Origin of the sequence: Steroidobacter denitrificans (assembly GCF_001579945.1) — a bacterium.
GTDB lineage: Bacteria > Pseudomonadota > Gammaproteobacteria > Steroidobacterales > Steroidobacteraceae > Steroidobacter > Steroidobacter denitrificans.
In genome coordinates, this window is the sequence record NZ_CP011971.1 from 3,358,048 (window position 1) to 3,383,275 (window position 25,228).

The 25,228-nt window shown below is 61.0% G+C and carries 24 protein-coding genes; 11 read left to right on the top strand and 13 right to left on the bottom strand.

The annotated features are described in order from the left end of the window. The first annotated feature begins 128 nt into the window (after positions 1-128). The gene (leuA, locus tag ACG33_RS15040) at positions 129-1,826 is read left to right on the top strand and encodes a 2-isopropylmalate synthase (RefSeq protein WP_066922422.1); all 1,698 of its coding nucleotides are present in this window, start codon (positions 129-131) and stop codon (positions 1,824-1,826) included. 103 nt (positions 1,827-1,929) lie between these two features. Here the strand turns inward: leuA and ACG33_RS15045 are convergent, their stop codons facing one another. Further along, the gene (locus ACG33_RS15045) at positions 1,930-2,358 is read right to left on the bottom strand and encodes a CBS domain-containing protein (RefSeq protein WP_066922424.1); all 429 of its coding nucleotides are present in this window, start codon (positions 2,356-2,358) and stop codon (positions 1,930-1,932) included. A 133-nt stretch (positions 2,359-2,491) separates the two neighbouring features. After that, the gene (gene slyD, locus ACG33_RS15050; RefSeq protein ID WP_066922426.1) at positions 2,492-2,974 is read right to left on the bottom strand and encodes a peptidylprolyl isomerase; all 483 of its coding nucleotides are present in this window, start codon (positions 2,972-2,974) and stop codon (positions 2,492-2,494) included. A gap of 129 nt (positions 2,975-3,103) precedes the next feature. Here slyD and ACG33_RS15055 point away from each other — a divergent pair, with 129 nt between their 5' ends. The 8 genes from ACG33_RS15055 (at position 3,104) to ACG33_RS15090 (ending at position 12,506) form a co-directional block, all read left to right on the top strand. Continuing rightward, complete coding sequence (locus ACG33_RS15055; protein ID WP_066922428.1) at positions 3,104-3,904, top strand: exodeoxyribonuclease III; 801 nt, start codon at positions 3,104-3,106, stop codon at positions 3,902-3,904. Between the two features lie 72 nt (positions 3,905-3,976). Further along, positions 3,977-5,365, top strand: coding sequence for an NTP/NDP exchange transporter (locus tag ACG33_RS15060; protein WP_083537059.1), 1,389 nt, complete (start codon positions 3,977-3,979; stop codon positions 5,363-5,365). Next, the gene (locus tag ACG33_RS15065) at positions 5,362-6,300 is read left to right on the top strand and encodes an aldo/keto reductase (protein ID WP_066922431.1); all 939 of its coding nucleotides are present in this window, start codon (positions 5,362-5,364) and stop codon (positions 6,298-6,300) included. Before ACG33_RS15060 ends, ACG33_RS15065 begins: the two co-directional genes overlap by 4 nt. A 362-nt stretch (positions 6,301-6,662) precedes the next feature. Then, a complete protein-coding gene (locus ACG33_RS15070; protein WP_083537061.1) occupies positions 6,663-8,897 on the top strand; it encodes a TonB-dependent siderophore receptor in 2,235 nt (744 codons plus the stop codon). Between the two features lie 106 nt (positions 8,898-9,003). Next, positions 9,004-9,285 carry a hypothetical protein gene (locus tag ACG33_RS15075; RefSeq protein ID WP_066922433.1) on the top strand — a complete coding sequence of 94 codons (282 nt, stop codon included), beginning with the start codon at positions 9,004-9,006 and terminating at the stop codon, positions 9,283-9,285. Next, a complete protein-coding gene (locus ACG33_RS15080; RefSeq protein ID WP_066922435.1) occupies positions 9,282-9,587 on the top strand; it encodes a hypothetical protein in 306 nt (101 codons plus the stop codon). Before ACG33_RS15075 ends, ACG33_RS15080 begins: the two co-directional genes overlap by 4 nt. 7 nt (positions 9,588-9,594) lie before the next feature. After that, the gene (locus ACG33_RS15085; protein ID WP_066922437.1) at positions 9,595-11,184 is read left to right on the top strand and encodes a PepSY-associated TM helix domain-containing protein; all 1,590 of its coding nucleotides are present in this window, start codon (positions 9,595-9,597) and stop codon (positions 11,182-11,184) included. Between the two features lie 314 nt (positions 11,185-11,498). Beyond that, a complete protein-coding gene (locus tag ACG33_RS15090) occupies positions 11,499-12,506 on the top strand; it encodes a CBS domain-containing protein (protein ID WP_066922439.1) in 1,008 nt (335 codons plus the stop codon). A gap of 128 nt (positions 12,507-12,634) precedes the next feature. Here ACG33_RS15090 and pncA read toward each other — a convergent pair whose 3' ends face one another. Both pncA and ACG33_RS15100 read right to left on the bottom strand, forming a co-directional pair. After that, positions 12,635-13,276, bottom strand: a complete 642-nt coding sequence (gene pncA, locus ACG33_RS15095) for a bifunctional nicotinamidase/pyrazinamidase (protein WP_210399110.1) — start codon at positions 13,274-13,276, stop codon at positions 12,635-12,637. 200 nt (positions 13,277-13,476) lie between these two features. Then, positions 13,477-14,838: a nicotinate phosphoribosyltransferase gene (locus ACG33_RS15100; protein WP_066922441.1), complete on the bottom strand. Its 1,362-nt coding sequence runs from the start codon at positions 14,836-14,838 to the stop codon at positions 13,477-13,479. Between the two features lie 23 nt (positions 14,839-14,861). Between ACG33_RS15100 and ACG33_RS15105 the strand changes: the two genes are divergently transcribed. Continuing rightward, positions 14,862-15,857 carry a ribose-phosphate diphosphokinase gene (locus ACG33_RS15105; RefSeq protein WP_066922443.1) on the top strand — a complete coding sequence of 332 codons (996 nt, stop codon included), beginning with the start codon at positions 14,862-14,864 and terminating at the stop codon, positions 15,855-15,857. Here ACG33_RS15105 and ACG33_RS15110 read toward each other — a convergent pair. Continuing rightward, entirely contained in the window at positions 15,832-16,836 is a 1,005-nt protein-coding gene (locus ACG33_RS15110) for a phosphotransferase (protein WP_157071821.1), read from the bottom strand. The two genes, ACG33_RS15105 and ACG33_RS15110, sit on opposite strands and share 26 nt — an antisense overlap. A gap of 116 nt (positions 16,837-16,952) precedes the next feature. On the opposite strand from ACG33_RS15110, the gene ACG33_RS15115 reads away from it, so the two are divergent. Then, positions 16,953-17,651: a phosphoribosyltransferase gene (locus tag ACG33_RS15115; RefSeq protein WP_066922447.1), complete on the top strand. Its 699-nt coding sequence runs from the start codon at positions 16,953-16,955 to the stop codon at positions 17,649-17,651. 272 nt (positions 17,652-17,923) lie between these two features. On the opposite strand, the gene ACG33_RS15120 is transcribed toward ACG33_RS15115, so the two are convergent. Genes ACG33_RS15120 through ACG33_RS15155 form a run of 8 tightly spaced genes read right to left on the bottom strand, consistent with a single transcriptional unit; the run spans position 17,924 to position 25,214 of the window. After that, positions 17,924-18,610, bottom strand: coding sequence for a histidine phosphatase family protein (locus tag ACG33_RS15120; RefSeq protein WP_083537063.1), 687 nt, complete (start codon positions 18,608-18,610; stop codon positions 17,924-17,926). Further along, positions 18,499-19,275: an adenosylcobinamide-GDP ribazoletransferase gene (locus ACG33_RS15125; RefSeq protein WP_210399111.1), complete on the bottom strand. Its 777-nt coding sequence runs from the start codon at positions 19,273-19,275 to the stop codon at positions 18,499-18,501. The genes ACG33_RS15120 and ACG33_RS15125 overlap by 112 nt, the downstream gene beginning before the upstream one ends. After that, positions 19,265-20,284 (bottom strand): nicotinate-nucleotide--dimethylbenzimidazole phosphoribosyltransferase, encoded by a 1,020-nt coding sequence (cobT, locus tag ACG33_RS15130; RefSeq protein ID WP_066922453.1) that lies wholly within the window; start codon positions 20,282-20,284, stop codon positions 19,265-19,267. The genes ACG33_RS15125 and cobT overlap by 11 nt, the downstream gene beginning before the upstream one ends. Next, positions 20,281-21,741, bottom strand: a complete 1,461-nt coding sequence (locus ACG33_RS15135; RefSeq protein WP_066922455.1) for a cobyric acid synthase — start codon at positions 21,739-21,741, stop codon at positions 20,281-20,283. The genes cobT and ACG33_RS15135 overlap by 4 nt, the downstream gene beginning before the upstream one ends. Next, positions 21,729-22,655 (bottom strand): adenosylcobinamide-phosphate synthase CbiB, encoded by a 927-nt coding sequence (cbiB, locus tag ACG33_RS15140; RefSeq protein ID WP_066922457.1) that lies wholly within the window; start codon positions 22,653-22,655, stop codon positions 21,729-21,731. Before cbiB ends, ACG33_RS15135 begins: the two co-directional genes overlap by 13 nt. Continuing rightward, positions 22,652-23,446, bottom strand: coding sequence for an ABC transporter ATP-binding protein (locus ACG33_RS15145; RefSeq protein WP_066922459.1), 795 nt, complete (start codon positions 23,444-23,446; stop codon positions 22,652-22,654). The genes cbiB and ACG33_RS15145 overlap by 4 nt, the downstream gene beginning before the upstream one ends. Then, positions 23,443-24,417 carry a FecCD family ABC transporter permease gene (locus tag ACG33_RS15150; protein WP_066922461.1) on the bottom strand — a complete coding sequence of 325 codons (975 nt, stop codon included), beginning with the start codon at positions 24,415-24,417 and terminating at the stop codon, positions 23,443-23,445. The genes ACG33_RS15145 and ACG33_RS15150 overlap by 4 nt, the downstream gene beginning before the upstream one ends. Next, the gene (locus ACG33_RS15155) at positions 24,414-25,214 is read right to left on the bottom strand and encodes an ABC transporter substrate-binding protein (protein ID WP_210399112.1); all 801 of its coding nucleotides are present in this window, start codon (positions 25,212-25,214) and stop codon (positions 24,414-24,416) included. Before ACG33_RS15155 ends, ACG33_RS15150 begins: the two co-directional genes overlap by 4 nt. Positions 25,215-25,228: the final 14 nt, after the last annotated feature.

The window sequence follows — 25,228 nt, forward strand, 5'->3', positions numbered from 1 at the left end:
GCCAAACGCCAAGGACCGGCGCACCCAAACACCCTGAGTTTTGTTCGCCCTGGCTGCAACCGGCGCAGCGATCGTTTATCGTTCGTCCGTCGTCTGACAGCCGCCGCATCCGCACAGGAATCTTTACGATGTTGAAGGACCCTGCAGAAAAATACCGCGCATTTGCGCCCATCGCCCTGAGTGACCGGACCTGGCCGGACAAGACGATCACGGCCGCCCCGCTATGGTGCAGCGTCGATCTGCGCGACGGCAACCAGGCACTGATCGAGCCCATGGACACGGCGCGCAAGCGTCGCTTGTTCGACCTGCTGGTGAAGACCGGGTTCAAGGAGATCGAGGTCGGCTTCCCTGCCGCCTCCCAGACCGACTTCGATTTTGTGCGTGAGCTCATCGAGCAGAACCTGATCCCACCGGATGTGACCATCCAGGTGCTGACACAGGCTAGATCCGAGCTGATTGCACGCAGCTTTGAAGCGCTGCGTGGCGCTCGCAGGGCCATCATGCATTTGTACAACTCCACCTCCACCCTGCAGCGGCGCGTGGTGTTTGGACTGGATCGCCCCGGCATCATCGATATCGCTGTCAAAGGTGCTCAATGGGTGCGTGAGCACGCCGAGCGCCAGTCCGACACGGAATGGGTTCTCCAGTACAGCCCGGAGAGTTTCACCGGCACCGAGCTGGATTTTGCTGTCGAGGTTTGTGACGCAGTCAATGCCGTATGGCAGCCCACGCCGCAGCGCAAAGTCATCCTGAATCTGCCTGCGACGGTGGAAATGGCAACACCCAATGTCTATGCCGACCAGATCGAATGGTTCAGCCGGCATATTGCCAGGCGCGATTCGGTTATTTTATCCGTTCATCCGCACAACGACCGCGGCACGGCCGTGGCCGCCGCCGAACTGGCGGTGATGGCGGGCGCCGACCGTGTCGAAGGCACCTTGTTCGGCAACGGCGAGCGTACCGGCAATGTCGATATCGTGACCTTGGCGCTCAACCTGTATACCCAGGGCGTCAAACCCGACCTGGATTTCTCGAACATCAACGAAGCGGCACGCTGCGTCGAGTATTGCAACCAGTTGCCTATTCATCCGCGTCATCCGTATGTCGGCGACCTGGTATTCACCGCCTTCTCCGGCTCGCATCAGGACGCCATCAAAAAAGGACTGGCGGCGCGTCAGGAAGAAAGCTTGTGGGAAGTTCCGTACCTGCCGATCGATCCGCGCGATGTCGGCCGTACCTACGAGTCGGTCATCCGGGTCAACAGTCAATCCGGCAAGGGCGGCATCGCCTACCTGCTGGAGCGCGACTACGACTTGACGATGCCGCGGCGGCTACAGATCGAATTCAGCCAGGTCGTGCAGGCGGTCGCCGATGCCAGCGGCAAGGAACTCAGTGCCGAACAGATCTGGGCCTTGTTTGCGGACGAGTATCTTGGCACTCAAGGCGATTATGTCTATGGCTCACATCAATTGGCGCACTCGCGCAAGGATCAGAACCTGGAACGGCTTACCCTGAAATTGAAGTGCCGCGGACAGGGCACCGTACTGCATGGAGAAGGCAACGGACCGATCGATGCGCTCGTCGATGCCCTGGGACTGCAGTTCGACGTCCTCTCCTACGAGGAGCATTCGGTGGGCTCGGGTAGCGATGCACGCGCCGCCGCCTTCGTGGAGATCACCACACCTGGACGCGCCACCTTGTTCGGTGTCGGCGTGCACGTGAACATTATTACCGCCTCTTTGTTGGCGGTTCTGAGCGCCGTCAATCGTGCCATGCGGCGTGGACTGCTGGACGACTCGATACCGGCGGCGAGCGCAGGCGGCTAAGGCAGCGGAGCGTGGGCTCGGATCCCGCTAAGGATCCGAGCCCACGGAATCCTGATCTGGTACAGCCGGGACCACTGCGGGACCGCAGCCAGGATCGCGAGATTTAGCCGACGATATACCGTTCCAACTGGTCGATGGTTTGTTGCTGTTCTTCTATCACGGCCTTCACCAGATCACCGATCGAGACGATACCAATCACCCTGTCCCGTTCCACGACCGGCAAGTGCCGAATACGCCGCTCGGTGACCAGCTCCATGCAGTGATGCACCGTTTCGTTCTCGGTAACGGTGATGACCGGCGAATACATGATCTCACGTACCTGCGTGTCCGAGCTGGAATGGCCTTGCAGGATGACTTTGCGTGCATAGTCACGCTCGGACACGATACCTACCAATTCCAGCCCCTTTAGAACCGGCAAGGCACCGACTCCCTTCGCTGCCATCAGCTGGATGGCCCTGAGCACCGGCTCCTCCGGCGCGATGGACCATACGGAGCGGCCCTTCAGATCAAGTAAATGTTTTACTCGTAGCATCGCCACCTCCCCCTGAGCCCGGATTCAGGTCGGGCTGGATTGCATTGAAACTGCAATACCCGCAATTGTCCAGACCTGCTCTAGCCAAGGGTTGCCGCAGCGGCTTCCCGGCCGCAATGAGGATAAACCACGATCAGTGATGATGCCCGCCCGGGCCGTGCACGTGACCATGCGCCAATTCCTCTTCGGTAGCGGCACGCACTCCGGCCACTTCGATCTCGAAATTCAGGTTCTGGCCCGCCAGCGGGTGATTTCCATCGATCGTGATCATATCGCCGACGATTTGTGTGACAACCACCACACGGAAACCCTGCTCCGACCGAGCCTGCAGTTGCTGACCCACGAACAGCTTGCCGACTCCTTTCAATGCGCGTCGCGGAATGCGCTGTACGAGATTCTTGTCGTATTGACCATAGCCATCGCCGGGCGCGATTTTCACGCTGAACTTGTCGCCCGCGGACTTACCGTCGAGCTCACGCTCCAGGCCCGGCACCAGACTGCCGGCGCCGTGCAAATAGGCCAACGGTTCGCCGCCGGCCGAACTGTCGAGCGTCTTGCCATCGTCATCGGTGAGCGTGTAGTGAATCGAGGCGACGGCGTCCCGGGAAATCTGCATGGTCTTGCCTAAGTGATCAATACCGATCCTGGCGTGATTGTGCCATAGGCAACCATGGTCTCGCACTTGCCATGAAACGTGTGGATCGACGCGGCTCACCAAGTCACGGCGATGGGCTAATATGCCGGGATGAAGATTTACTCCTGGAACGTCAACGGCATCCGTGCCGTCCTCAAGAAAGGACTGTTTCAACCTTTTCTTGAAGCTCATCAGCCGGACATTCTTTGCCTGCAGGAAACCAAGGCGGAACGTGGTCAGGTCGAGATCGATCTGCCTGATTATCATGAATACTGGAACTCCGCCGTCAAGAAAGGTTATTCGGGGACAGCCATTTTCTCCAGGTGCAAGCCGCTTGCGGTGATCAACGGCTTTCCCGAAGAGTTCGCGAATCGGTTCAAATTCGCCGACGAACTGCAACGCGACAGCGCCGACGAAGGCCGGGTCATCACCGCCGAATTCGAACGATTCTTTGTGGTCACCGTGTATACGCCCAATGCAAAAGACGATCTCAGCCGGGTGAAGCTGCGCTTCGAACACTGGGATCCGGCATTTCTTGCCTACTGCAAGCAGCTCGAAACCAGAAAACCCGTCATTTTCTGCGGCGACCTCAATGTTGCTCATACTGAACTCGATCTTGCCAATCCCAAGGCGAATCGCGGCAAGAAAGGCTTCACCGATGAGGAGCGTGCCGGCTTTCAGAATCTCCTCGACGCGGGCTTCATCGACACCTTTCGGCTATTCACGCAAGGCAAGGGGCATTACAGCTGGTGGAGTCACTTCGCCAATGCACGCGCCCGGAATGTCGGCTGGAGGATCGATTACGTACTGGTTTCTCCATCATTGCGCGACGCCGTCAGCGCAGCCGAGATCCACCCCGGCGTCATGGGCAGCGATCATTGCCCGGTCAGCATCACCCTGGCGGCGGAGTGACGGGCGGCCCGGTAGCGAAGCAAGTCAAGCGCGGTTGCATCCGCACGGGTTCCTCGTGCGTGTGAGGTGACCATGAGGAATGCCCCGCTGCGACATCGCCTGGCCGCCCTGTTCAATATTCGTCGTGAGGAAGCCGTACCGGTACTGCTGGCCGTTTTTTTCTTTTTTTGCATTCTCACGGCATTGATGGTTCTGCGCCCGGCCCGCGATGCCCTCGGCATGCAGCGAGGTATCGAGACCGTGCGCTGGCTGTTCATAGGCACCGCACTGGTCACATTGCTGGCCAACCCGCTATTCGGCTGGCTGGTGAGCCGCTTCCGGCGGCTGCGGTTCATTGCGGTGACATATCTGTTTTTCGCCGCCACCCTGGTCGGTTTTCATCTGCTGCTGGTGTTCGCGCCGGATGCAATCGGGACAACCAGCGGACAGGTGTTCTATGTCTGGTTCAGCGTCTTCAATCTGTTCGCCACGATGCTGTTCTGGGCGCTGATGGCGGATCGTTTTTCGCTGGAGCAGAGCAAGCGCTTCTTTGCGCTGATCGCGGTAGGCGGAACCTTGGGTGCAATCTTCGGCCCATGGCTGGCAGCGGTACTGGCACAGTCGCTGGGCACCTCCGCATTGCTGCTGGTTTCGGCCGGATTCCTGATGCTGGCGCTGTGCGCGGCATGGGCCGTAGCTCGCAGCCAGGCCGGCAAGGATGCACCCGATGCCCGATCCTGCGTGTCTCATGACGCTCCTCATGATCGAGCATCGGCGGCATACGTCGTCATCGGCGGCAGTGCCTGGCAGGGCCTCCGAGCGGTGTTTCGTTCGCCTTATCTGCTGGGCATTGCCGGCTACGTGATCATCATGGCGATCATGGCCACACTGCTGTACTTTACCCGGCTGCAGATGGTAGCTGCGCTCGGCGAGGATATGGATCAGCGCACTGCCATCTTTGCGCGAATCGATCTGATCACGCAGGTCGCCACGCTATTGCTGCAGGCCGTCATCGCCGGACGTCTGATGAAGCGGCTCGGGGTACACGTCACCTTGATACTGCTGCCGCTGACAGTGGCGCTGGGCTTCATCGGTCTGGCCATCGCCGGCACGCTGGCGGCATTGATCGTGTTCGAGGCTGCATTCCGCGCGATCCAACGGGCTCTCACCCGGCCGGCACGCGAGACCCTGTACACGGTGGTCAGCCGCGAGGACAAGTACAAGTCCAAGGCCTTCATCGATACCTTCGGTTACCGTGGCGGCGACGTTGCCGGCGCACAGCTCGAAGGTGCGCTCGGGCGACTGGGCATGGGCCTGGCCGGGCTGGCAAGTCTCGCGATTCCGCTGGCCCTGGCCTGGGCGGCGCTGGGATTATGGCTGGGCCGGACACAGCAGCGCATCGATGCAGGCCGTGAATCCTCGTTTTCACCAGCGCCGCAGGCCGTTCCGGACCTGCTTTCCACGACCATGAGACAACGATGATCACTCGTCGGGATTACCTCAGGCTCTCCTCGGCAGCCGGTGTGGCATTGGCCATCGATCCGGCCTTGCTCATGGCCGATGACAGCCGGCACGCCTTGATCACACGAGCGATACCCGGCACCAGCGAGCAGCTACCGGTGGTCGGATTGGGTAGTTCGGCATCGTTTTCACGGATGGCCGGCGAAGGCGATGCCGCCGCTGTAGGCAAGATACTGAAAACATTCGTGCAACAGGGAGGGACCGTGTTCGACACGGCGCCCAGCTATGGCGAGGCCGAACGGCTTGCCGGAAAGGTAGCTCAGAAAGCCGGCATCGACAACCAGCTGTTCTGGGCCACCAAGTTGAACGTGGCCAGCGGCGGATCGGCGGATCCGATCGCCGCCCGCGCGCAGCTCGAACAATCCTTCGATCGACTGGGCAGATCGCCGCTCGATCTGATCCAGGTACACAATCTAAGCGATGTACCCATCCAGCTCGGCCTGCTCAAGGAATACCGCGATGACCGCCGCGTACGTTACATCGGCGTGACCACGACCTTTGCGGGGCAATACGGAGACCTCGAGCGGATCATGCGCGCCGAACCGCTGGATTTCATCGGCATCGATTACGCCATCGACAACCGCACCATGGAGAAGCGCATTTTTCCCCTGGCGCAGGAACGCGGTATCGCAGTACTGGTATATCAGCCCTTCGGGCGCACGCGCCTATGGCAGCGAGTGGAGGGGCATGCACTGCCGGACTGGGCGGCCGAATACGATATTGCCTCGTGGGCCCAATTCTTCCTGAAGTTCGCGATCTCGCACCCGGCGGTCACCGTAGTCACGCCAGCCAGCCGCCGGGTGCGCCATGTCGTCGACAACATGGGGGCCGCGCGCGGCCGGCTGCCGGACGAAGCGGTACGCGACCGCATGATCCGGCATATCGAGTCGCTGTGAATTCCGGCGGTTCAACCGCCCAACCCTGCAGCGGCGCGGCCTGCCCGCCGCCGGTCCGCTGCCAACGGCAGACGAGCCTGCAACTCGGAACCCGGAGCCAGCAGCTCCAGATGCATCTATAGCGGCCCTGCGATTCTGCGGCCCGAGGGCTCCGAATCCGCTCCCAACGCGACTCGAGGCCTCCGGCCGGGCCGAGTGCCAGGAACAAACCATACCTGCGGCTTGGATCGGCTCTTGAACAAGTTTACGAATGATTTTATTTGTAAACGCGATTGAGAATCGATCTCAATAATGAAATAATTATCGTTTCTGTTACCTGACGATTATCAGAACACGTCCCCCTTCAATAACAAGGCACCTTCATGTCCAACCTCTTCCCGATCCAGTATGGCCGGCTGGCCGCGCTCACCACCACACTGCTGTACTCCACCCTCTCGCTGGCGCAGACGACCACCTCCACCCGGGATCCCGCCATACTCGACACCGTGATCGTCAACGCCTACCGAGTCATCAACGAAACCTCCGGCGCCACCAAGACCGACACGCCGATCGCCGAAACCGCCAAATCGGTGTCGGTGATCGCCCGCGAAGAACTCGACGCGCGCGGTGTGACGAATCTCAACGAGGCCATGCGCTACGTCGCCGGCGTAGTATTGGAAAGCACCGGCAATGATAACCGCTACGATGATTTTCGCATCCGCGGCTTCGCCGCCGGCAGCGAAAGCGGCACCACCACCATCGACGGCATGCGCGCGCCGCCGATCGGTACGGCGTGGAACCGGGGCAAAATCGATAGTTGGAATCTGGAACGGATCGAAGTGCTGAAAGGTCCTTCCGCAGTGATGTACGGCCAGATGGCTCCCGGCGGCATCGTCAACCAGGCCAGCAAGCTGCCCAGCGCCGCCCAGCAGCAAATATTGCAACTGGACATAGACGGTTACGGTATGTACAGCGCCGCCTTTGATGCGGGCGCTGGCACCGGTGACAACCGCCACCTCTTTCGCCTGGTCGGCCGTTACAGTGACGGCGACACTCAGATCGACACCGTAGAACAGCAACACTGGTTCCTGGCGCCCAGCTACACCTTGCAGATCGCTGAAAAAACCCGCCTGACGCTGCTGGGTCTGTACCAGGAGGACGATGGCGGCTCGACCTATCAATTCCTGCCAATGGACGGCACGTTGGTCGCGGCGGCCAACGGCTATATGAAGAACGATACATTCATCGGCGAGCCGAGCTGGGATACCTGGGACCGCACCGTCTGGAGCGCCGGCTGGCTGCTCGAGCACTCATTCAACGACCAGTGGACGCTGAGCCAGAGCGCGCGGCGCATGCATGTGGATTCGCTGTACCGTGGCATTGTCACCAACGGCGCGCTCGGCCCCGATGGCCGCACCCAGGCGCGCCGGCAGGTCGCCGGTACGGGCGATGCCGACGGCGATAGCGTCGACACCCGCCTGGTCGGCAAATTCGCCATCGGAACGCTCGAACACACCCTGCTGCTGGGCGTGGACTGGCGGCAAGGAGACTATGACAACGCCCGCCTGACCTATGCCAATCCAGCCAGCATCGATATCTTCGCTCCGGTACATACCGGTCACTCCACCACCCTCAATTCCATTGGCTACAGCGGCGGTAAAAACACTCAGACCGGTGCCTACCTGCAGGATCAGATCGCATTGAACCATTGGCGCTTCACCGCCGGCGGCCGCTATGACTGGACCAAGGACGACATCTGGAGCCAGAACTACAATGCCCTCACCAGCCTCTTCGCTCCGCGAACGACATCGAAGGTCAAGAACGAAGCCTTCAGCGCCAATGCGGGTGTGCTGTACGTATTCGACAACGGCTTTTCACCCTACCTGAGCTATTCGGAATCGTTTCAACCGTCCAGTTACGACAGTAGCTACAGCTACGACGCCAGCACATTCGATCCGGTCAGGGGCAAGCAGTGGGAAATCGGCGTGAAGTATCAACCGGCCAGCTTCGATGGCCTGTTAACGCTGGCCGCCTACGATCTGCGCCAGAAGGATGTGGCCGTTCCCAATACGGATGTCGGCTCGGTCTGCGGCCCCACCGGTACCAGTGCGTGCTATATCGGCGGCGGCGAATCCCGCGTGCGCGGCATCGAACTGGAAGCGCGCGTCACTCCCATCGAAGGCTTCAGCGTGATCGGCGCAGTATCGCGGATGGAATCTGAATATATACGCAGCAACAACGTCTATGAAGGCAAGGATCTGGCCATGGTGCCGGATTGGCTGGCCTCGCTGTGGGGCGACTACACCTTCCACTCAGGCGCATTGAACGGCTTCAGCATCGCCACCGGTCTGCGCTACAACGGCGAGAGCTACATTGTCGGCAATAGCCGCAGCATTGCCGGCGGCAGCGGCTATCCGGACACCATCCCGTCATATACGCTGTGGGACGCAGCGATTCGTCTGGATCTGTCGCAGATTACCCAAACCAGCCTGCTCCTGTCACTGAACGCCAGCAACCTGACCGACAAGCGCTACGTCACCACCTGTACCGGCACATCATCGTGCTGGTACGGCAGCGGCCGTACGATCACCGCCAACGCCCGATGGAACTGGCGGTGATCGCGTTCTTGCCCTTTGCCACCGCTGCTTGCTCGCAGGAGCAGCAGTGGCTGGGCGAATCATTACGTCGTCTGTTGATCGAGCGATGGCGGAAGGACGGTTCTCGATGACCGCATGGCTGTCCTTGCTGGCAATGCTGTCCGGTACTGGTGCCGCGGCGCTGTTCTATCTGGCCTCCCCGCAACAACAATGGCGCGCGGCCGGGCCATGGCCGGCTCGCCAACGCTGGTGGCCGGGCTGCCTCTGCGCGCTGCTGTCACTGATCGTGATGACTCGACTGCTGGCACCAAAGGAAGCGGCATTCGCATGGTGCGTGTTGCTAATGTTCGGTGGATCGGTCGCGCCGTTTCTGGGCGCATGGCGTGCGCGCGCAGGAAAAAGCGGATGAACGGAACGACTCGACGGAAGCTGGACAGCCGCCATTGGTTCGGCAAGACCAGCGCCGGCGTGGTGCTCGGCTACACCTTGTCGGTGGCGCTGAGCGGCGTGATCGCCGGGCTGACGCCCGCAGGATTCGGCGGCGGCAGCGGCAAGATCCAGTTCAACATGTGGATGATCGCGCCGCTGTGGGCCTGCGTGCTGGGCTTCGTCTACCTGTTCCGCGACAGCCTGCGCGCCTGGCTGTGGCTGGGACTGGCGAACGTAGCAGCGTTCAGCCTGCTGTGGACGGTAAAATCATGGCTGGGATGAAGCTGACATGAAGATCGGCAGCGATGTCATCAAAGTCTACAAGGACGTGCACATCTGGATCGGCATCATCTGCGGACTGCTGCTCTTCATCGCGTTCTATGCCGGCGCGATCACCCTGTTCGAAAAGCCGCTGGAGCGCTGGGCAACGCCGCCCTCGGCACTCGCAAAGGCACCGCCGCTGAAAGATGCCGAAAGGCTGCTGGCGGCCGTGCTCGCAGCATATCCGGAAGCGGCCAATCGTTATTCCATCGTCGTCGCGCCCACGCCGGACCAGCCGGCACGGGTGACCTGGGCCAAGCGCGGCGAGCGCCCGCGTCAGCTGATCGAGTATGGCGCCAGCTTCTCGTCCGACGGCAGCCTGCAGGTCGAAAAGCTGCGCAAAGCCGAGGTCGCACAACGGGTCGATCGTATGCACCAGTTCGTCGGTCTGCCGCTGCCCGACGACATCGCCCGCATCATCATGGGCGCGGTAGCGCTGGCCTATGCCGTAGCGTTGTTGTCGGGATTGATCGTGCTGCTGCCGACGCTGGCTGAGGATGTGTTCGCGCTGCGCATCGGCAAGAATCTCAAGCGCACGTGGCTGGATACGCATAATGCATTGGGCATCTTCAGCCTGCCGTTCCATTTGATGATCGCTCTGACCAGCGTGGTATTTGCCTTCCATACACCGTTTTATGCGACTCAGGCGAAAGCGCTGTACGGCGGGCAGATCGATTGGGGCGAGCATGAACCGCCCCCGACCGGTATCACACCGCTATCAGCCAGCGAATTGCTGGCCCGCGCCAACACGCAATTATCTGGATTCGAGGTATACAGATTCGACTTCCAGAAGAACCGCGATGGCCTGCTCGAAACAGGCATCATTGGATTGGATATACGCCGTGGCGCACGCGGACGCACCTACATGCGAACCCACGTCGACCCGTACACCGGCAGGATCGATACCCACGATCTGCCCGGTCATATGGACGGCTGGAACGAGGCGGTCAACGCCTTTTTTGCGCTGCATTTCGGCAGCTACGGCGGCAACGCAGTGCGCTGGTTGTATCTGTTGATGGGACTGGCCGGCGCAGCACTGTTCTATACCGGCAATCTGCTGTGGATGGAATCGCGACGCAAAAAACAGCGCGGCTCGGTACCAGTAGTGCAGGAGCGCTCAGCGCGAGTTCTGGCCGAGCTGACCGTCGGTATCGCATTCGGCAGCATCGCCGGAATCTCAACCACGATTGCCGCGGCAAAGTGGTTACCGGCGCAGGTAGAGGACCTGGCGTTCTGGCACGACACAATCTACTACGCTGTATTCTTCGCCTCGGTCGGCTGGGCATTGCGACGCGGTGCAGCACGCAGTGCCCGCGAACTACTGTGGCTGTGTGCGCTGGCAACCCTGCTCATTCCGCTGAGCAGTCTGGCAGGCGTCTGGGGCATCGGCGGCGCCTGGAACCATCCCGGCACCACGGCAATCGACCTGACCGCATTGATAGCGGCGCCGGTATTCCTGCTGATCGCGCAACATGCTCGCCGACGCGCATGCATGGGCCATACTGACAGCGTATGGTCGGTGGCGCTGGCTGCGGATGCCGGCGCTCAATCCCCTTGATAGCAGGAATCACCACCTCATCGTCGGCATGACGCTGCACTACATCGCGGTTCGACACGCGAGCTTCGAGCACAAAGCCAGCATATCCACGCTACGCGCTACCGGGGTATACCGCTATTGATTTGCGAACAGGCGCCGGCCTGGGCAACATACGGCTACCGCCCAGGACATTCGGACTGAGTCTCTACCGGGGAACGAATCCGAACGCTGGGGTATTATAGTCTTTCGTCCCCAACTCGGCTGGAACGCGCAAGTCGCGTTTCGCCATGCCGACCGATTCCACCGAGTAACAACTCATCAGAGGTGCTGCCGTCATGCGCTTACAGGAAATCATGAATACCGAGGTCGTGACCATCGGTCCGGAAGCAACAGCAAATCAGGCCTGGACCTTGATGGAGCGCAAGCGCATACGCCATCTGCTTGTCATGGAAGAGGGGCATCTCGTGGGCGTAATCTCCGAGCGGGACCTTGGAGGCCGTAAGGGTAGCGCGGTACGCAGAGGTCGCAAGGTGGAAGAGCTGATGGTAGAGGAAACAGCCAGCGCATCCCCGAGGACCACGCTGCGCCAGGCGGCGAACCTCATGCGCAGCCGGCTCATCGGCTCGCTGCCGGTGCTGGAGGATGGACGTATCGTCGGCATCGTGACCGCGACGGATGTACTGGAGGAACTCGGACGTGGATCCACCCGTCCTGCCGTCCAGGCGAAACGGCGATCCATGCGGCTGGCGCCTGTAGCGACGCGGCGAAAGTCCCCAGCCAAGCAGGTTGGTACCGCCAAGCGCGGACGGAGCATCGCCAAACAGATAAAGCGCTCCGCAAAATCCAAACGCGGCTCCGCCCGGGACAGCGGCGGCGGCGATCCTCCCGCGCGACGCTCCAAGACCGATGCTCCGACGCGTGCTCCCATGGCTGCACGCGTGCCACGACGGGCCAAGCAGCTCGCAGGGCGTACGGCATCAGCGGAAGTTCCAGTCCACATCCGTGCCGCAGGGACGCAGCTCGAGCCCAGCGACAGGGACTACATCCGGCGCAAACTCGGACGCAAGCTCGGCAAGTTCGCCACGTCGATCGAGCGCGTCAGCGTGCGCGTCGAGGACATCAATGGGCCTCGCGGGGGCATCGACAAGCGCTGCCGCATCAAGGTGGTGCTGAGCGGCCTGCCGAGCGTCATGGCGGAGGAGCGTCACGATACCGTGCAGGCGGCGGTCGATGCCGCCCTGACGACAGCGGAACGCGCGGTCCGCCAGCCCGTGCGGCGGCGACGTATGCAGCCGATGAGGCGTCGCAATACATCGAAATTGCATACCCTCGACCTGGTATGAATCCCGCAGCTTTCGAACTAGAGGCGCTCCGCCGGATCATTCTTCGCGTGACGCCACGCACGACAGGTTCAACACCGAGCTCTTGTATCCGTTTCATGTGCGCCGCTACTAGAGCAAGCGCCATGGCGCTAAAGAACCATTCCCTGGCGTGTGCTCGCCAAATGCTTGGAGTCGATGACCTGCACATTTTTGTCATCGAGTGCGGCGCGTAAAACGTCATCGCCGGCCGGGTTCACCGAGCGCGTGAGATCCCAGATCACGGCCACCTCGAAACCCAGATCGGCAGCATCCTCGGCACTCCAGCGCACGCAGAAGTCGCGCGCGAGCCCGCAGACGTACGCCCGCTTGATGCCACGCTCACGAAGATAGCCCGCGAGCCCCGTCGCGGGCCGCTCGCCGTTCTCGTCCCAGTTGTTGCGGAAACCGCTGTAGGAGTCGACCTTGGGATCTGTGCCCTTGCGGATGATCGCATCGACATGCTCGAGCGGCAGCGAGTCATGTAGCGCGGCGCCGCGCGTGCCGGCTATGCAGTGGTCCGGCCAGAGCACCTGCTCGCGGCCATGAAGCAGCATCACCTCGAAGGGCGTGCGGCCGGCGTGGCTGCTCGCGAACGATACATGCCCGGCGGGATGCCAGTCCTGCGTCGCCACGACACAGTCGAACAAACACGATTCAAGCAACTCGCGGATCGGCGCCAGGATCGCTTCGCCGCCGGTCACGGCGAGCGCGCCCCCAGGCAGGAAATCATACTGAATATCGATCAGCAGCAACGCTGTTCGCGCTCTATCGTTCACGATGCGTCTCCTCGTATCGTCTTTCCGCGACAAGTATGCCCGAGGCTCACCGGTAGAAGTACGGACAGCGCGATTGGCCCGCGGGCGTTAACGTCATCCGAGAGCGGCTCGGACGGCCCGTCCGACGATCCGCCGGTGTTAAGAATGGTTGCTGGAGCCTGCGATTGGATACGCTGCTATGCCTGCAGGTCGATGCGACGATCGACCTCGCGCGCGAGAGTCTCGAGCGCCGGCGCAATTTCGACGGGATAGGCAGCGTGCCGCGTCAGCGAGCGCAGATCCTCCGGCAGGCGACGCAGTTCGTGCTCCACGCGCATGCGTATCGCATGGAGCGTGGGCGACGGCGCGACGCGCCGGCCGGCGCGCATGACGGGCTCGAGCAGCGCCTCTCCCGGCTGAGGGTCGTCCACGAGCGTAAGCACATCGCGCGTGAGTTTCCCGCGGCGGTCGTAGTGGCGAAAGACCTGCTTGGCGCCGGGCCAGGTCAACTTGCCACTGGACCGCTTGCGCCGCGCAATGCCGGCGTATTCCTGAAGCTTGTACGCGCAATCGAGCGCGGGTGCATCGCTCGAGACGTCGAGGCTCGTGCCGATACCGAAACCGTCGATCGGAGCGCCTTCTCCAAGCAGTCTTTGCACTTCGAGTTCATCGATACCGCCACTTGCAAAAATTCCGATCCGTGTCTGTCCCCCCTCGTCGAGAATTCGCCGCACGCGGTGCGCAAGCTGGCCCAGATCGCCGCTATCCAGGCGCACCGAATGGATATCTATGCCGGCAGCGGCAAGGCCACGGGTGAGACTCACCACGCGTTCGGCCCCGGTTTCAGTATCGTAGGTATCGATGAGCAGCACGATCGCCCCGCGATGGCAGCGCGCGAAGTTTTCGAATGCCGCAAGCTCGGAATCATGGGCTTCGATGAACGAATGCGCCATCGTACCGAAGACCGGTATGCCGAAGAGCCGTTTTGCGAGTACGGTCGCCGTGCCGGTGAATCCGGCAAGGTAGCTGGCGCGCGCGGCCAAGATGGCTGCTTCGGCGCCGTGCGAGCGGCGCATGCCGAAATCCACGAGCTGTTTGCCCGGTGCCGCGAGCACACAGCGAGCAGCCTTGGAAGCGATCAGCGTTTGATAATGCAGGATGTTGATCAAACGGCTCTCGACGAACTGCGCCTCCGCAAGAGGCGCAGTGACGCGCAGCAGCGGCTCGTTGCCGAAAATCGCCGTGCCTTCGGGCACGGCGTCGACGTCGCCGGTGAAATGCATCCCCTGGAGCGAATCGAGGAACGCTTCCCCGAACAGTTCCGTGGATCGCAAGGTGTCGAGATCCGCCGTCGAGAATCGCAGGCCCGTGAGATAGTCGATGGCCTGATCGAGACCCGCGGCGATCAGGAAGTTACGCTGCGGAGGCAATCTGCGCACAAAGAATTCGAATATGGCCGTGTCGTTCATGCCGCGGTCGAAATACGCCTGCAGCATCGTGAACTGGTACAAGTCGCACATGAGAGCGCTGTTGTGCCAGTCCGGCGAACGTTGTGTCATTGGCGCTCTCCAGTGATTCGGACATGAAAATCTTCGCTTTGAATACGAGCCGCGAGTTTGGCGCAGCCATCGCCGCGACCGTCGGTATCGAACTCACAGCGCACGAAGAGCGCGAATTCGAGGACGGCGAGTTCAAGGTGCGAACGCTCGAAAGCGTCCGCAACGAGCGGGTATTCGTTTGCCAGACGCTCCACGGCGATGCCACGCAGAGCACGAACGACAAGTTGTGTCGGTTGCTGTTCTTCATCGGTGCGCTCAAGGATGCGGCCGCGGCCGACGTAACAGTGGTCGTTCCGTATCTCGCATATGCGCGCAAAGACCGGCGTACAAAGCCGCGCGATCCGGTGACCACACGTTACCTGGCGGCGCTGTTCGAAGCCGTCGGACTGGATGCGATCGTTACGATGGATGTTCACAACATCGCGGCATTCGAGAACGCGTTCCGCTGCCGCAAGGAGCATCTCGAGGCCGCGCCGCTCATAGTCCGGCACTTTCATCACCGTATCGAGATAGGCCGACGTATCGTCGTGCTCGCACCCGACGCGGGCGGTGTCAAACGCGCCAAAGCTTTCGCGGAGCTTTTCGCGGACTCGGCAGGGCGTGCAGTGGAGCTTGCATTCATGGAGAAACAGCGCAGCGAAGGCCACGTAACCGGTTCCGCATTCGCCGGGGATGTATGCGCCGCCGCGGTGATCATCGTCGACGATCTTGCGAGCACCGGCACGACACTTGCGCGGGCCGCGCGGATGTGCCGGGAACGCGGCGCAGCCGAGGTGTACGCCGCCGTTACGCACGGGATATTCGGCTTCGGCGCAGCCGAAGCCCTGGGCAGCACCGACATCGACGGTATTGTGACCACGGATACGATCGGCGATGTTTGCCGGCGCTGTCCCGCACTCGCCCCGAAGCTTGCGGTACTCGAAACGGCACCCTTGTTTGCCGAAGCCGTACGCCGTATGGCGCATCTGTCGTGTTCCCACGACAACCTCGTTCCTACGAAACTGCCAACGCATGGGTGATCGCATCGAGCGCCTTGGCGAGATACCCGTGCCCCCGCTCGATCCACCGGCGACGTAGATCCTCATCCATAGGTTCGTCCAGGTGCCGGACGCAGATCAGCGCCCGTACCATGGCACGACGGCTCGAATAGAAATCGAGCAGATTTTGTGATACGAAGTCGCCGGAGAGTTCGCGGTAGAGCGCAGTGATCTCGTGTGCCAGATCGGCTCTGTCGAGTTGTTCGCACTCGAGCGCCAGGAACATGATCTCCTCTGCCGTATCGAGCAGGCGCAACGCAGCTGAAAACTCCAGACAGTCGATGATCTGAGGATTCTCACCGAGCAGTATGTGTTCGGGCCGCAGGTCGCCATGTGCGTCGACGATCCGCCCCGCCGCGCAACGAGCCTCCAGCGTTTTCGCGAAGACTTGCAGGAACTCAACCTGCCCGGCCACGATACGTTCGATCGGGCATTCACCGAGCGACGACTCATAGGCGAGCAACTCGGTACGGCGCTGCCGGGTCTCCAACTCCAGGCGCCGAAGATATTCGGGGCCGTCCCAGGCGGCGCGGTGAGCACGCGCATAGTATGCAACGAGCTTTGCGACGAGCTCGCGCAGCTCTTCCTGGCCGATCGGTCCTGCCGCGGCGCGGGCATCGAGCATGCGCTCGCGCGGCAGTCGATGCATCTTGACGAGCCAGTCGACGATCGTGCCGCCGGCAGCGGAATCGATGGTCAGCGTCTTTCCGGTGCTCAACAACGGCACCACCGCGATGTAGACCGCTTCAGCGAGTCTCATGTTCAGCGTGAACTCGAGTTCGCAATAGGTACGCCGCAGTTCGACCGTCGTGAAGTCGATCTCATAAAACCGGATGGGCTTCTTGAGCTTGTACGCATATCTTCCCGCCAGAAAGACGCAGGCGAAATGCGTTTCTATGAATTCGACGTCAGCAGGAGCGTGTGGATATGAACCGGGATGCCGCAGGAACCGGGTTTTCATCGCGAATGGAACTGCGCAATGCGGCGGCACGATATTCATCATAGGTATCGGAATGCGAAGATCATATACGTACGCCCCACATTTGCGGCACGAAGCTGGAGCCGCATACTGAAAAAATGAATATATCCTTCGACGATTCGGCTCATGTATTTGTCGATCGTAGCGAAGCAGGCCGCGAGCTCGGTGCGTGGTTTCGCCAACGGCCGCCGATGGGTGAGCTGATCATACTAGGCTTGCCCCGTGGTGGCGTGCCCGTCGCCCGGGAGCTTGCCGACACCCTGGATGCGCCGCTCGACGTACTTCTGGTGCGCAAGCTAGGCGCACCGTTCAATCCCGAGTTCGCGGCAGGTGCGGTCGCAGCGGGTGGCATTATCGTCTATAACGCGGACGCGTTCACCGCGCGCACGCTCGAGAAACGTGATCTTGAACCCATCATCGAGCGCGAAAAAGCGGAGCTTGCGCGTCGGGAGCAGGTCTATCGAGCTGGAAGGCCGCCGCTCGCCATTGAAGGCAAGACCGTGATTCTTGTCGATGACGGCATTGCCACCGGATCGACGATGCAAGCGGCAGTGGATGCGGCGCGGAAGATGCAAGCGGGACAAGTCATCGTCGCGGTCCCGACCGCGTCGCGTCAGGCACTCGATGAATTGGAGCGCAGCGCCGACCTGGTCGTCGCCTTGTGCGCCCCGGAGCCCTACATCGCCGTCGGCAGATGGTACAAATATTTTCCCCAGATCCAGGATCGCGAGGTCGTGGAGTTGCTCTCGGCCTACGAGCCTCGACACGCCGGATACGAGGTCTCGGGAAAGTCGTAAGCGCGATCGGATGCTCAGACACGTGGCGGTTTCGGCCGCGTATCGAGCACAATATCCGTTTGATCACGAAGTCGATACTTGCCGGCGGCGAGCACAGGATTGAAGGGCAGATTCCAACTCAACGGCAACATCGCTTTGGAAATCCGACACGTATCGGTCGAAATCATCGTTGTATCGCCTGCTGAGCGCCCGGCTGAAACATGAGACGATCGCGATCGATGGGGTGGATTTCATCGGACGACTCAGGAACCCCCGATTCGATATGCCCACGCCTACTGCTGCAGAGGCCGTGGATGCGGCAACTCGACCGTGGACCCTTCCGTTACCATGAACTTACCAAGTTGTGACAACTCAGCGTTAGCAAGATGACCACGTACACACGCAATTGGTCCTCCATGCGTGACGACAATGACGAAGCCGTCTTTCGGCAGCGCGTGCCACGCTCGAATGCTGCGTGCAAACAGTTGCGCCGTCGTTTCTCCCCCGCCCGGCCGAAATTTATCCGGCTCGGTGAGCATACGGTCCATGGCGCTTCCGCTCGCGCGCCAGATCGAATCCCATGAACGTGTTTCCCAGCACCCGAAGTTTCGCTCGCGCCAGCGAGGATCGGTACGAGATACGACGCCCGCCGCTCCGGCAATAAGATCGGCCAGATACGATGTGCGCAATAGTCCCGAGTGAAATACGGCGGCTATCCTGCCTGCGCCGTATTGCCGTAGAACGGCGCCGACAATCGATTTCGATCGTCTGACGCCATCCCGGCTGAGGCCGACATCGGTCTGTCCATAACAGCGTCCGCGCCATCGCAGGGCCACTTCGGCATGGCGAACCAACAGTATCCGCCCATTCACGCAGCCACCAGGACAAAGAGAACCACGAGCTGACCTGCATAGGTCGCAAATCCAAGGCAATCGCCGGTGCTGCCGCCGATATGCATCATAAGCAATCGTCTGAACCACGTGATAAACACCATGCTGGCTGCGGCGATGGTCAGCACGGCGAATGGCGCGGCCCAGACAAGCGGCAGCAAGCCTGGCGATGCGAGTGCGAACGCCCAGGCTGCGTACCGTACGGACACTCGGCCGCCAACGTCCTTCGCCAACGTGTTGGAAGAGGCGACCGGTGAAACCGATGCCATCACCATGACGGCCAGCAGCCTGCCGACGGTGGCTGCTCCAACCACGCCGACAAGTAATGTTGCCGCCGGCAGCAGACAGGTGAGCGCGACACGCAGTCCAACGCCGAGCAGGAGCGCCAGCGAACCATACGTGCCGATCCGGCTGTCTTTCATGATCTCGCGTGCATGCTCCGGATCATTTCCGCCGCCCACGGCGTCGCAGAAATCCGCAACGGCATCTTCATGAAACGCACCGGTCAAGCGCGCCTCCACGACGAGCGCAATCAGCACTGCGACGAGACGCGGCCACCACTGCTCGACAAGGATGATGGTGAGCGCCGTGATGGCCCCGATGAGCGATCCTACGAACGGAAACCAGATCACTGCGCGTTTGAGCCCATCGAGAACCGCCTCGCGCGACAAGGAACTCACGGCAGGTATGGGTATGCGCGTAAGAAACTGAACAGCCAGCAGCGGCAACGCCCAATGCGGACACTCAGTCTTCACGCGGCACGCCCAGTCCATCGAGCGAGGCGACATCGCGAAGCAACGAAACCGCACTGTCGAGCAGCGGCAGTGCGATCAAAGCCCCGGTTCCTTCGCCGAGCCGCATGTTCCAATCGAGCAACGGTCTCAGGCCCAAGGCTGCAAGTGCACTACCGTGACCGGGTTCGGAAGACAGATGCGAGGCGACCATGCATGCAGCCGTGTCGGATTGCAGGGTGGCGGCGATCAATGCCGCCGCGGTGGCCACATAGCCGTCGATCAGCACCACCACGTCGTGCCGGGCGCTTTCGGCAAAGAATCCTGCCATCGCCGCCATCTCAAAGCCAGCGACCGAAGCAATCGCCTTCCGCGTGTCTTGTCTCAGTATTTTCCGCGCCTTTGCGGAAGCTTCGGCCACGATCTCCTTCTTGATGCGGAGAATGACATCATCGGCGCCGGCACCGCGACCGGTCGCCTGCTCCGCCGACACTTCGGCCAGCAAGCTGGTGAGACAGGCCGCAGCCGTCGTATTACCGATACCCATCTCTCCAGCGATGAGAACCTTGTAGCCATTCTCGATGGCTGCCTGGGCTTCACGCACACCCACATTCCACGCCGCGTCGAATTCATCGGCCGTCATCGCGGGTTCTTTGGACAAATCACGAGTACCGTGGGCAACGCGAGCTTGGGTAAAATTCGAGGCACATAGGTCGTCGAGCGATGTGGAAACACCCACATCCACGATCCGCAAGTCGCACCGATGCGTTCCGGCAAGCGCAGCACTGGCCGATCGACCCGCAACAATCGTACGCACCATGAGCGCCGTCACTTCCGGGCTCCACGCCGACACCCCGCTCGCAACCACGCCATGATCCGCCGCGAACAGTACCAGGCGGCGCGGCCGTACCACGGGCTCCAGTGTCTTCTGAATACGCGCTATTCGTGCCGCAAGCTCCTCGAGCTTTCCGAGGCTGCGTTTGGGTTTGGCCAGAGCGTCCAGGTGCGCCCAGATGTCGGTTTCGGTCGTCATGCGGAACACCGTGCGATATCCAACAACCTGTCCAGATCGACTGAGCGCTCCAACACTGCCGCAAGCTCATCCAAAGCAGCGTCTATCCGCTGGTGTTGCTGGACTCTGTCGGACGAAACTCCAAGTGACTCCAGCCAGGCGCCGCGAAACTCCGCCCGATTGTAGAGTCCGTGAACATAGCAACCGGCAACGAGTCCGTCGGCGCGTATGGCACCGGCGGCGCTGCCGTCATCGAAGCGCAGCCACGGAGTGAGACCAGGCTCCAAACGCGTTTGACCTGCATGAATCTCGTATCCGTCGAACACCGCGCCGCTATCGATGTGAATTCCGCGTACCTCGCCTACCTGCTTGGTCTTCATAAGGTACGTATCCATCGGCAACAGATCCAATCCATCGACGGATTCCACGGGGCCTTCCATACCTTCCGGGTCGGTGATGCTGCTTCCCAACATCTGGAATCCGCCACAGATGCCGACGACGTGGCCGCCGCGCCTTACATGCGCCGCGATATCGATATCCCAGCCCTGGCGTCGCAAGAACTTGAGATCCGCAATGGTGGCTTTCGTACCGGGAATAATGACCACTTTCGCGTCGCCGGGAAGTGCGGTGCCTGGAGGAATCAGCTGCAACGAGGCGCCGGAATCCTGCATCAAGGCATCAAAGTCATCGAAATTTGCAATATGCGGTAGCAAGGGTACGACGATTCGTAAAGCCCCTGGCGTTGCAGCAGGAGCGTTCAATGTGACGGCATCTTCCGCCGGAAGCGTACGCGCAGCTGCGAGCCATGGAACCACACCGAGTGAGGGCCACGAAGTGCGCCGGGTGATCTCGGCGACACCTGATTCAAACAGACTGATATCACCACGGAACTTATTGATAATAAATGCCTTGATCATTGCCCGATCTTGTCTGCTGAGCAGCGTGCTCGTACCTACGAGCGCGGCGATGACACCACCGCGATCGATATCGCCGATGAGGACGACCGGAACACGCGCGGCGCGCGCAAAGCCCATATTGGCGATATCGTGAGCGCGTAAGTTGCTTTCAGCTGGGCTACCGGCGCCTTCTACTACTACGATATCAGCCTCGCGCGAGAGTCTGCCAAAGGATTCCAGTACGATCTCCAGGAGTTCGGCCTTGTGCTGGCGGAAGTAGCCCGCGTCGACGGTTCCGCGAACGACACCGCGAATGACGAGTTGTGCGCCGATATCCGATTGCGGTTTGATGAGAACGGGGTTCATGTGAACACTCGCAGGCACGCGGCACGCGATGGCTTGTAATGCCTGGGCACGGCCGATTTCACCGCCATCGGCTGCCACCGCGGCATTGTTGGACATGTTCTGTGGTTTGAAAGGCCGTACCGTCAAGCCGCGGTTCACGAGTGCGCGGCAAACACCGGCGACAATCACGGACTTGCCCACATCAGAACCGGTACCCTGGAACATCACTGCAGCCATGCGATCACTCCCACCAGCAACCAGAGCAGCAGACACGCCGTGACATACACTCGCAGCGCATCGCGAAGATCATTTACACGGGGCTTCGGCCCAGTGCCAAAAGTGGCACGCCAGGCCAGCTCTCCATCGTAGGAAACGGGACCACCGAGCTGTATGCCCAAGACGCCCGCCATCGCCGCTTCGGTCCAGCCCGCATTCGGCGAGGCGTGCTTGCCCGCATCGCGCCACATGATGCCAAGGCCTCGAAATCGAGCCAGACACAGAAACAGGCCGGCGATTCTTGCTGGAACGAAATTCATGACGTCATCGGTGCGTGCAGCAGCCCATCCGAAAGCACGATAGCGCTGGTCGCAATGGCCGATGAGGCTATCGGCGGTGTTGACGGCCTTGTATATGAATAACCCGGGAAGCCCACCTACCAGAAACCAGAACGCGGGCGCAATGACGCCATCGCAGAGACTCTCCGCCAGGCTCTCGGTCGCTGCCGTCGCAATGCCGGTCTCATCCAGTATTGCCGTGTCACGCCCAACGATGCAGGCAACTTCGGAGCGAGCTCGTTCCAGGTCATTGGCAAGAAGCGGATTGAGTACTGCCACGACATGAATATAGAGACTACGTTGGGCCAGACCGGTCGTCGCCGCCAATAGCCCGACAATGATGAATGTCCGATCGGCGAGCTGTTCGAGCAGCCATGCCGCGCCGAATGCAATCAACATGACGAGTCCGAGCAGCAACATGCCTTTTGTATAGTTGCCCTTTCCATTGCGGGTGTTCCACGTCTGCTCCAATGCAGTGATGACGTGACCGATCCACACCACCGGATGTCGGATGCGGCGATACAAGGCGTCGGGATATCCAAAGCACGCCTCGAGAGCGAGTGCGATAGACAACTGTTGTGCGTGGTCGAGACTCATTTTCGATAGCGGCGCAGCGGAACCACGTAGGGATTGGCATCTCCCACCATCCCGAAGTGCGCGTCGATCCCAAAGGCCTCGCGGATGGGTTCTGGATGCAGCACCTGGTGACGCGATCCTGAGGAAAGCACCTGGCCTTCATGCAGAAGTACGACAAAGTCGGCAATGCGTGCGGCGAAGCTCAAGTCGTGAAGTACCAGCACGACGCCTACGCCCTGACGTGCAATGCGGCATAGCTGCTCGAGCACATCGAGCTGGTGAGCAGGATCCAGATTCGCAAGGGGTTCATCCGCCAGCAACCATTGTGGCTTCCCAGCAAGCACGCGAGCGAGCAGCACGCGCGCGCGTTCTCCACCTGAGAGCTGCCGGGCGGTACGCGTCGAGAGCTTTGCGACATCGGTCGCAAGCATGGCCTGCGCGATCGCCTCGCGATCCTCGTTCGTCTCGCCCCCTCGTCCGCGATGTGGCAATCGCCCGAGTGACACGAGCGTCATGACATCGATGTCCCAATGAATCTCCGGTGCTTGCGGCAACAGCCCAATGCGACGTGCCCGATCGCGACGAGCCAAAGTCAGGACATTCTCCCCGTTCAGCGTCACGAACCCGGATTCCGGACAGCGCAATCCTGAGAGGCAGGCAAGCAGCGAGCTCTTTCCCGCACCGTTAGGCCCCAGTAACACCGATACCTTGCCGGTCTCGAAGCGCGTTGACACACCGCGCAGCGCGGCATTGCCACCAAGCGCGAGGCTGACATTCGAAGCTGCTAGGATTTCCCGAGTCGAGGCGGTCATGTCTGCGTCTTCCTGAGTCTCAGCAGCATCGCCAGGAAGAAAGGTGCACCGAGCATGGACATGACAATGCCGAGGCGAAGCTCAGTCACCGTAGGGGAGATCCTCACCAGGCTGTCGGCAATCAGTAGCAGCAGCGCGCCGCCTAACGCCGACGGTAGAATCACGGCGGAAGGCCGTGCACCCACGATAGGGCGTACGATATGCGGCACCATCAGTCCGACGAATCCCACGATGCCGGCTGCCGCGACAGAGCCGCCGACGCACAATCCCACGCCGATCACGACCTTCCACTGGAGCATATACTCGTTGATGCCCATGGAGCGTGCAGCTGCTTCACCAAGTGTCAATGCATCGAGCGAACGACCCGTGGTCAGCAGCACGGCGATTCCCAAGCCCATCACCGGCACAGTGATACGTACGTCGTCCCAACTGCGATCGGTGAGCGTACCCATCAGCCAGTTCACGATCTCGGATGCTACATAGGGAGTCGGAGCGAGACTGATCACGAGCGTCGTGGCCGAGCCGGCGATACTGGCGAGGATCATGCCGGCGAGCGCGAACATGATGAGGCTGCCCGAACGGCCCGCGAGCAATGCCAGCAACATCATGGCGATTCCCGCACCGGCAAGCGCGAATACCGGAAGAAGAAACGTGGCCGACGCATAACCGAAGTAAAGCGAGCTGACTGCGCCGAGTGCAGCGCCGGAAGAAATGCCGAACAATCCCGGATCCGCCAGTGGATTGCGCAGATAGCCCTGCATCACGGCACCTGCGGCACCCAGTGACGCACCAAGCACCATCGCCAGCAGGGTTCGCGGAAAGCGAAGCTCCGCAATGATGAGCCAGCGTGGATCGCCGGAACTCCAGGCATCCCACGGTATCCATACCTTGCCCGATGCCACCGAGAACGCCGCGGCAGCGCCAATCAACACCAGAAACAGGATGTTGACCTTGAGCGATGATGCTCTCATCGCAGCACCAGTTCGCGGCGGATTTCGGCGAGACGCGTGATGGCATCGATGATCGTCGGGCCTGCACAGCTCAGCAGCCGAAAGGGATAGCTGCGAAAGGTGACGGCGTCCCTCGGCAATTTATCGATCGCCGGATGGCCAAGCATGCGATCTCCAGCAGCATCGCTCCGGCTGATGGAAAGTACCAGCCGCGGCGGCTTGCTGAGCAGATACTCGATCGGCAGTACATCCCACTGCTTGAGGCCGTAGTCCGTACTCATGTTCTTGAAACCCGCAAGTTGAAGCAGCTGGTCGGACAACGTACCCGTACCCGGCACCATGCCGCCGCTCTGCCAAATGAGCGCGGTGATTGGAGCGCCCTCATCGAAGCGCGCACGCTCCACTGCGCTGGCGATCTCCTCTACGAGCTGCTTGCCACGCTCTGGGTGTCCTGCCGCCGCGGCAATGGATTGCACCTGCTCGATACTTCTTTTCACGCTATCCGGCACCGGATATGTCATGACGCGGATGTTCATGCGTTCGAGCGCCAGCAGGGTCGCAGGAGATGCGTGTGGACCGGACATCAGGATATCCGGCTGAAGAACGACGATTTCTTCCGCGGTCCCGGATGTCGCATGGAAGCGCATTGCGACATCCATGGATATGGAAGTCGATCGCGGATCTTGCGAGTAGTGGCTGATACCGACGATCTGATCGGCATCGGCCACACGAACCAGGATCGCATCCACGCAGGGATTGATCGAAGCAATACGTGGACCGGCCGCTACTACGGGCGTGACAGTTATCAGTACTAACACGACGACAAGCATCT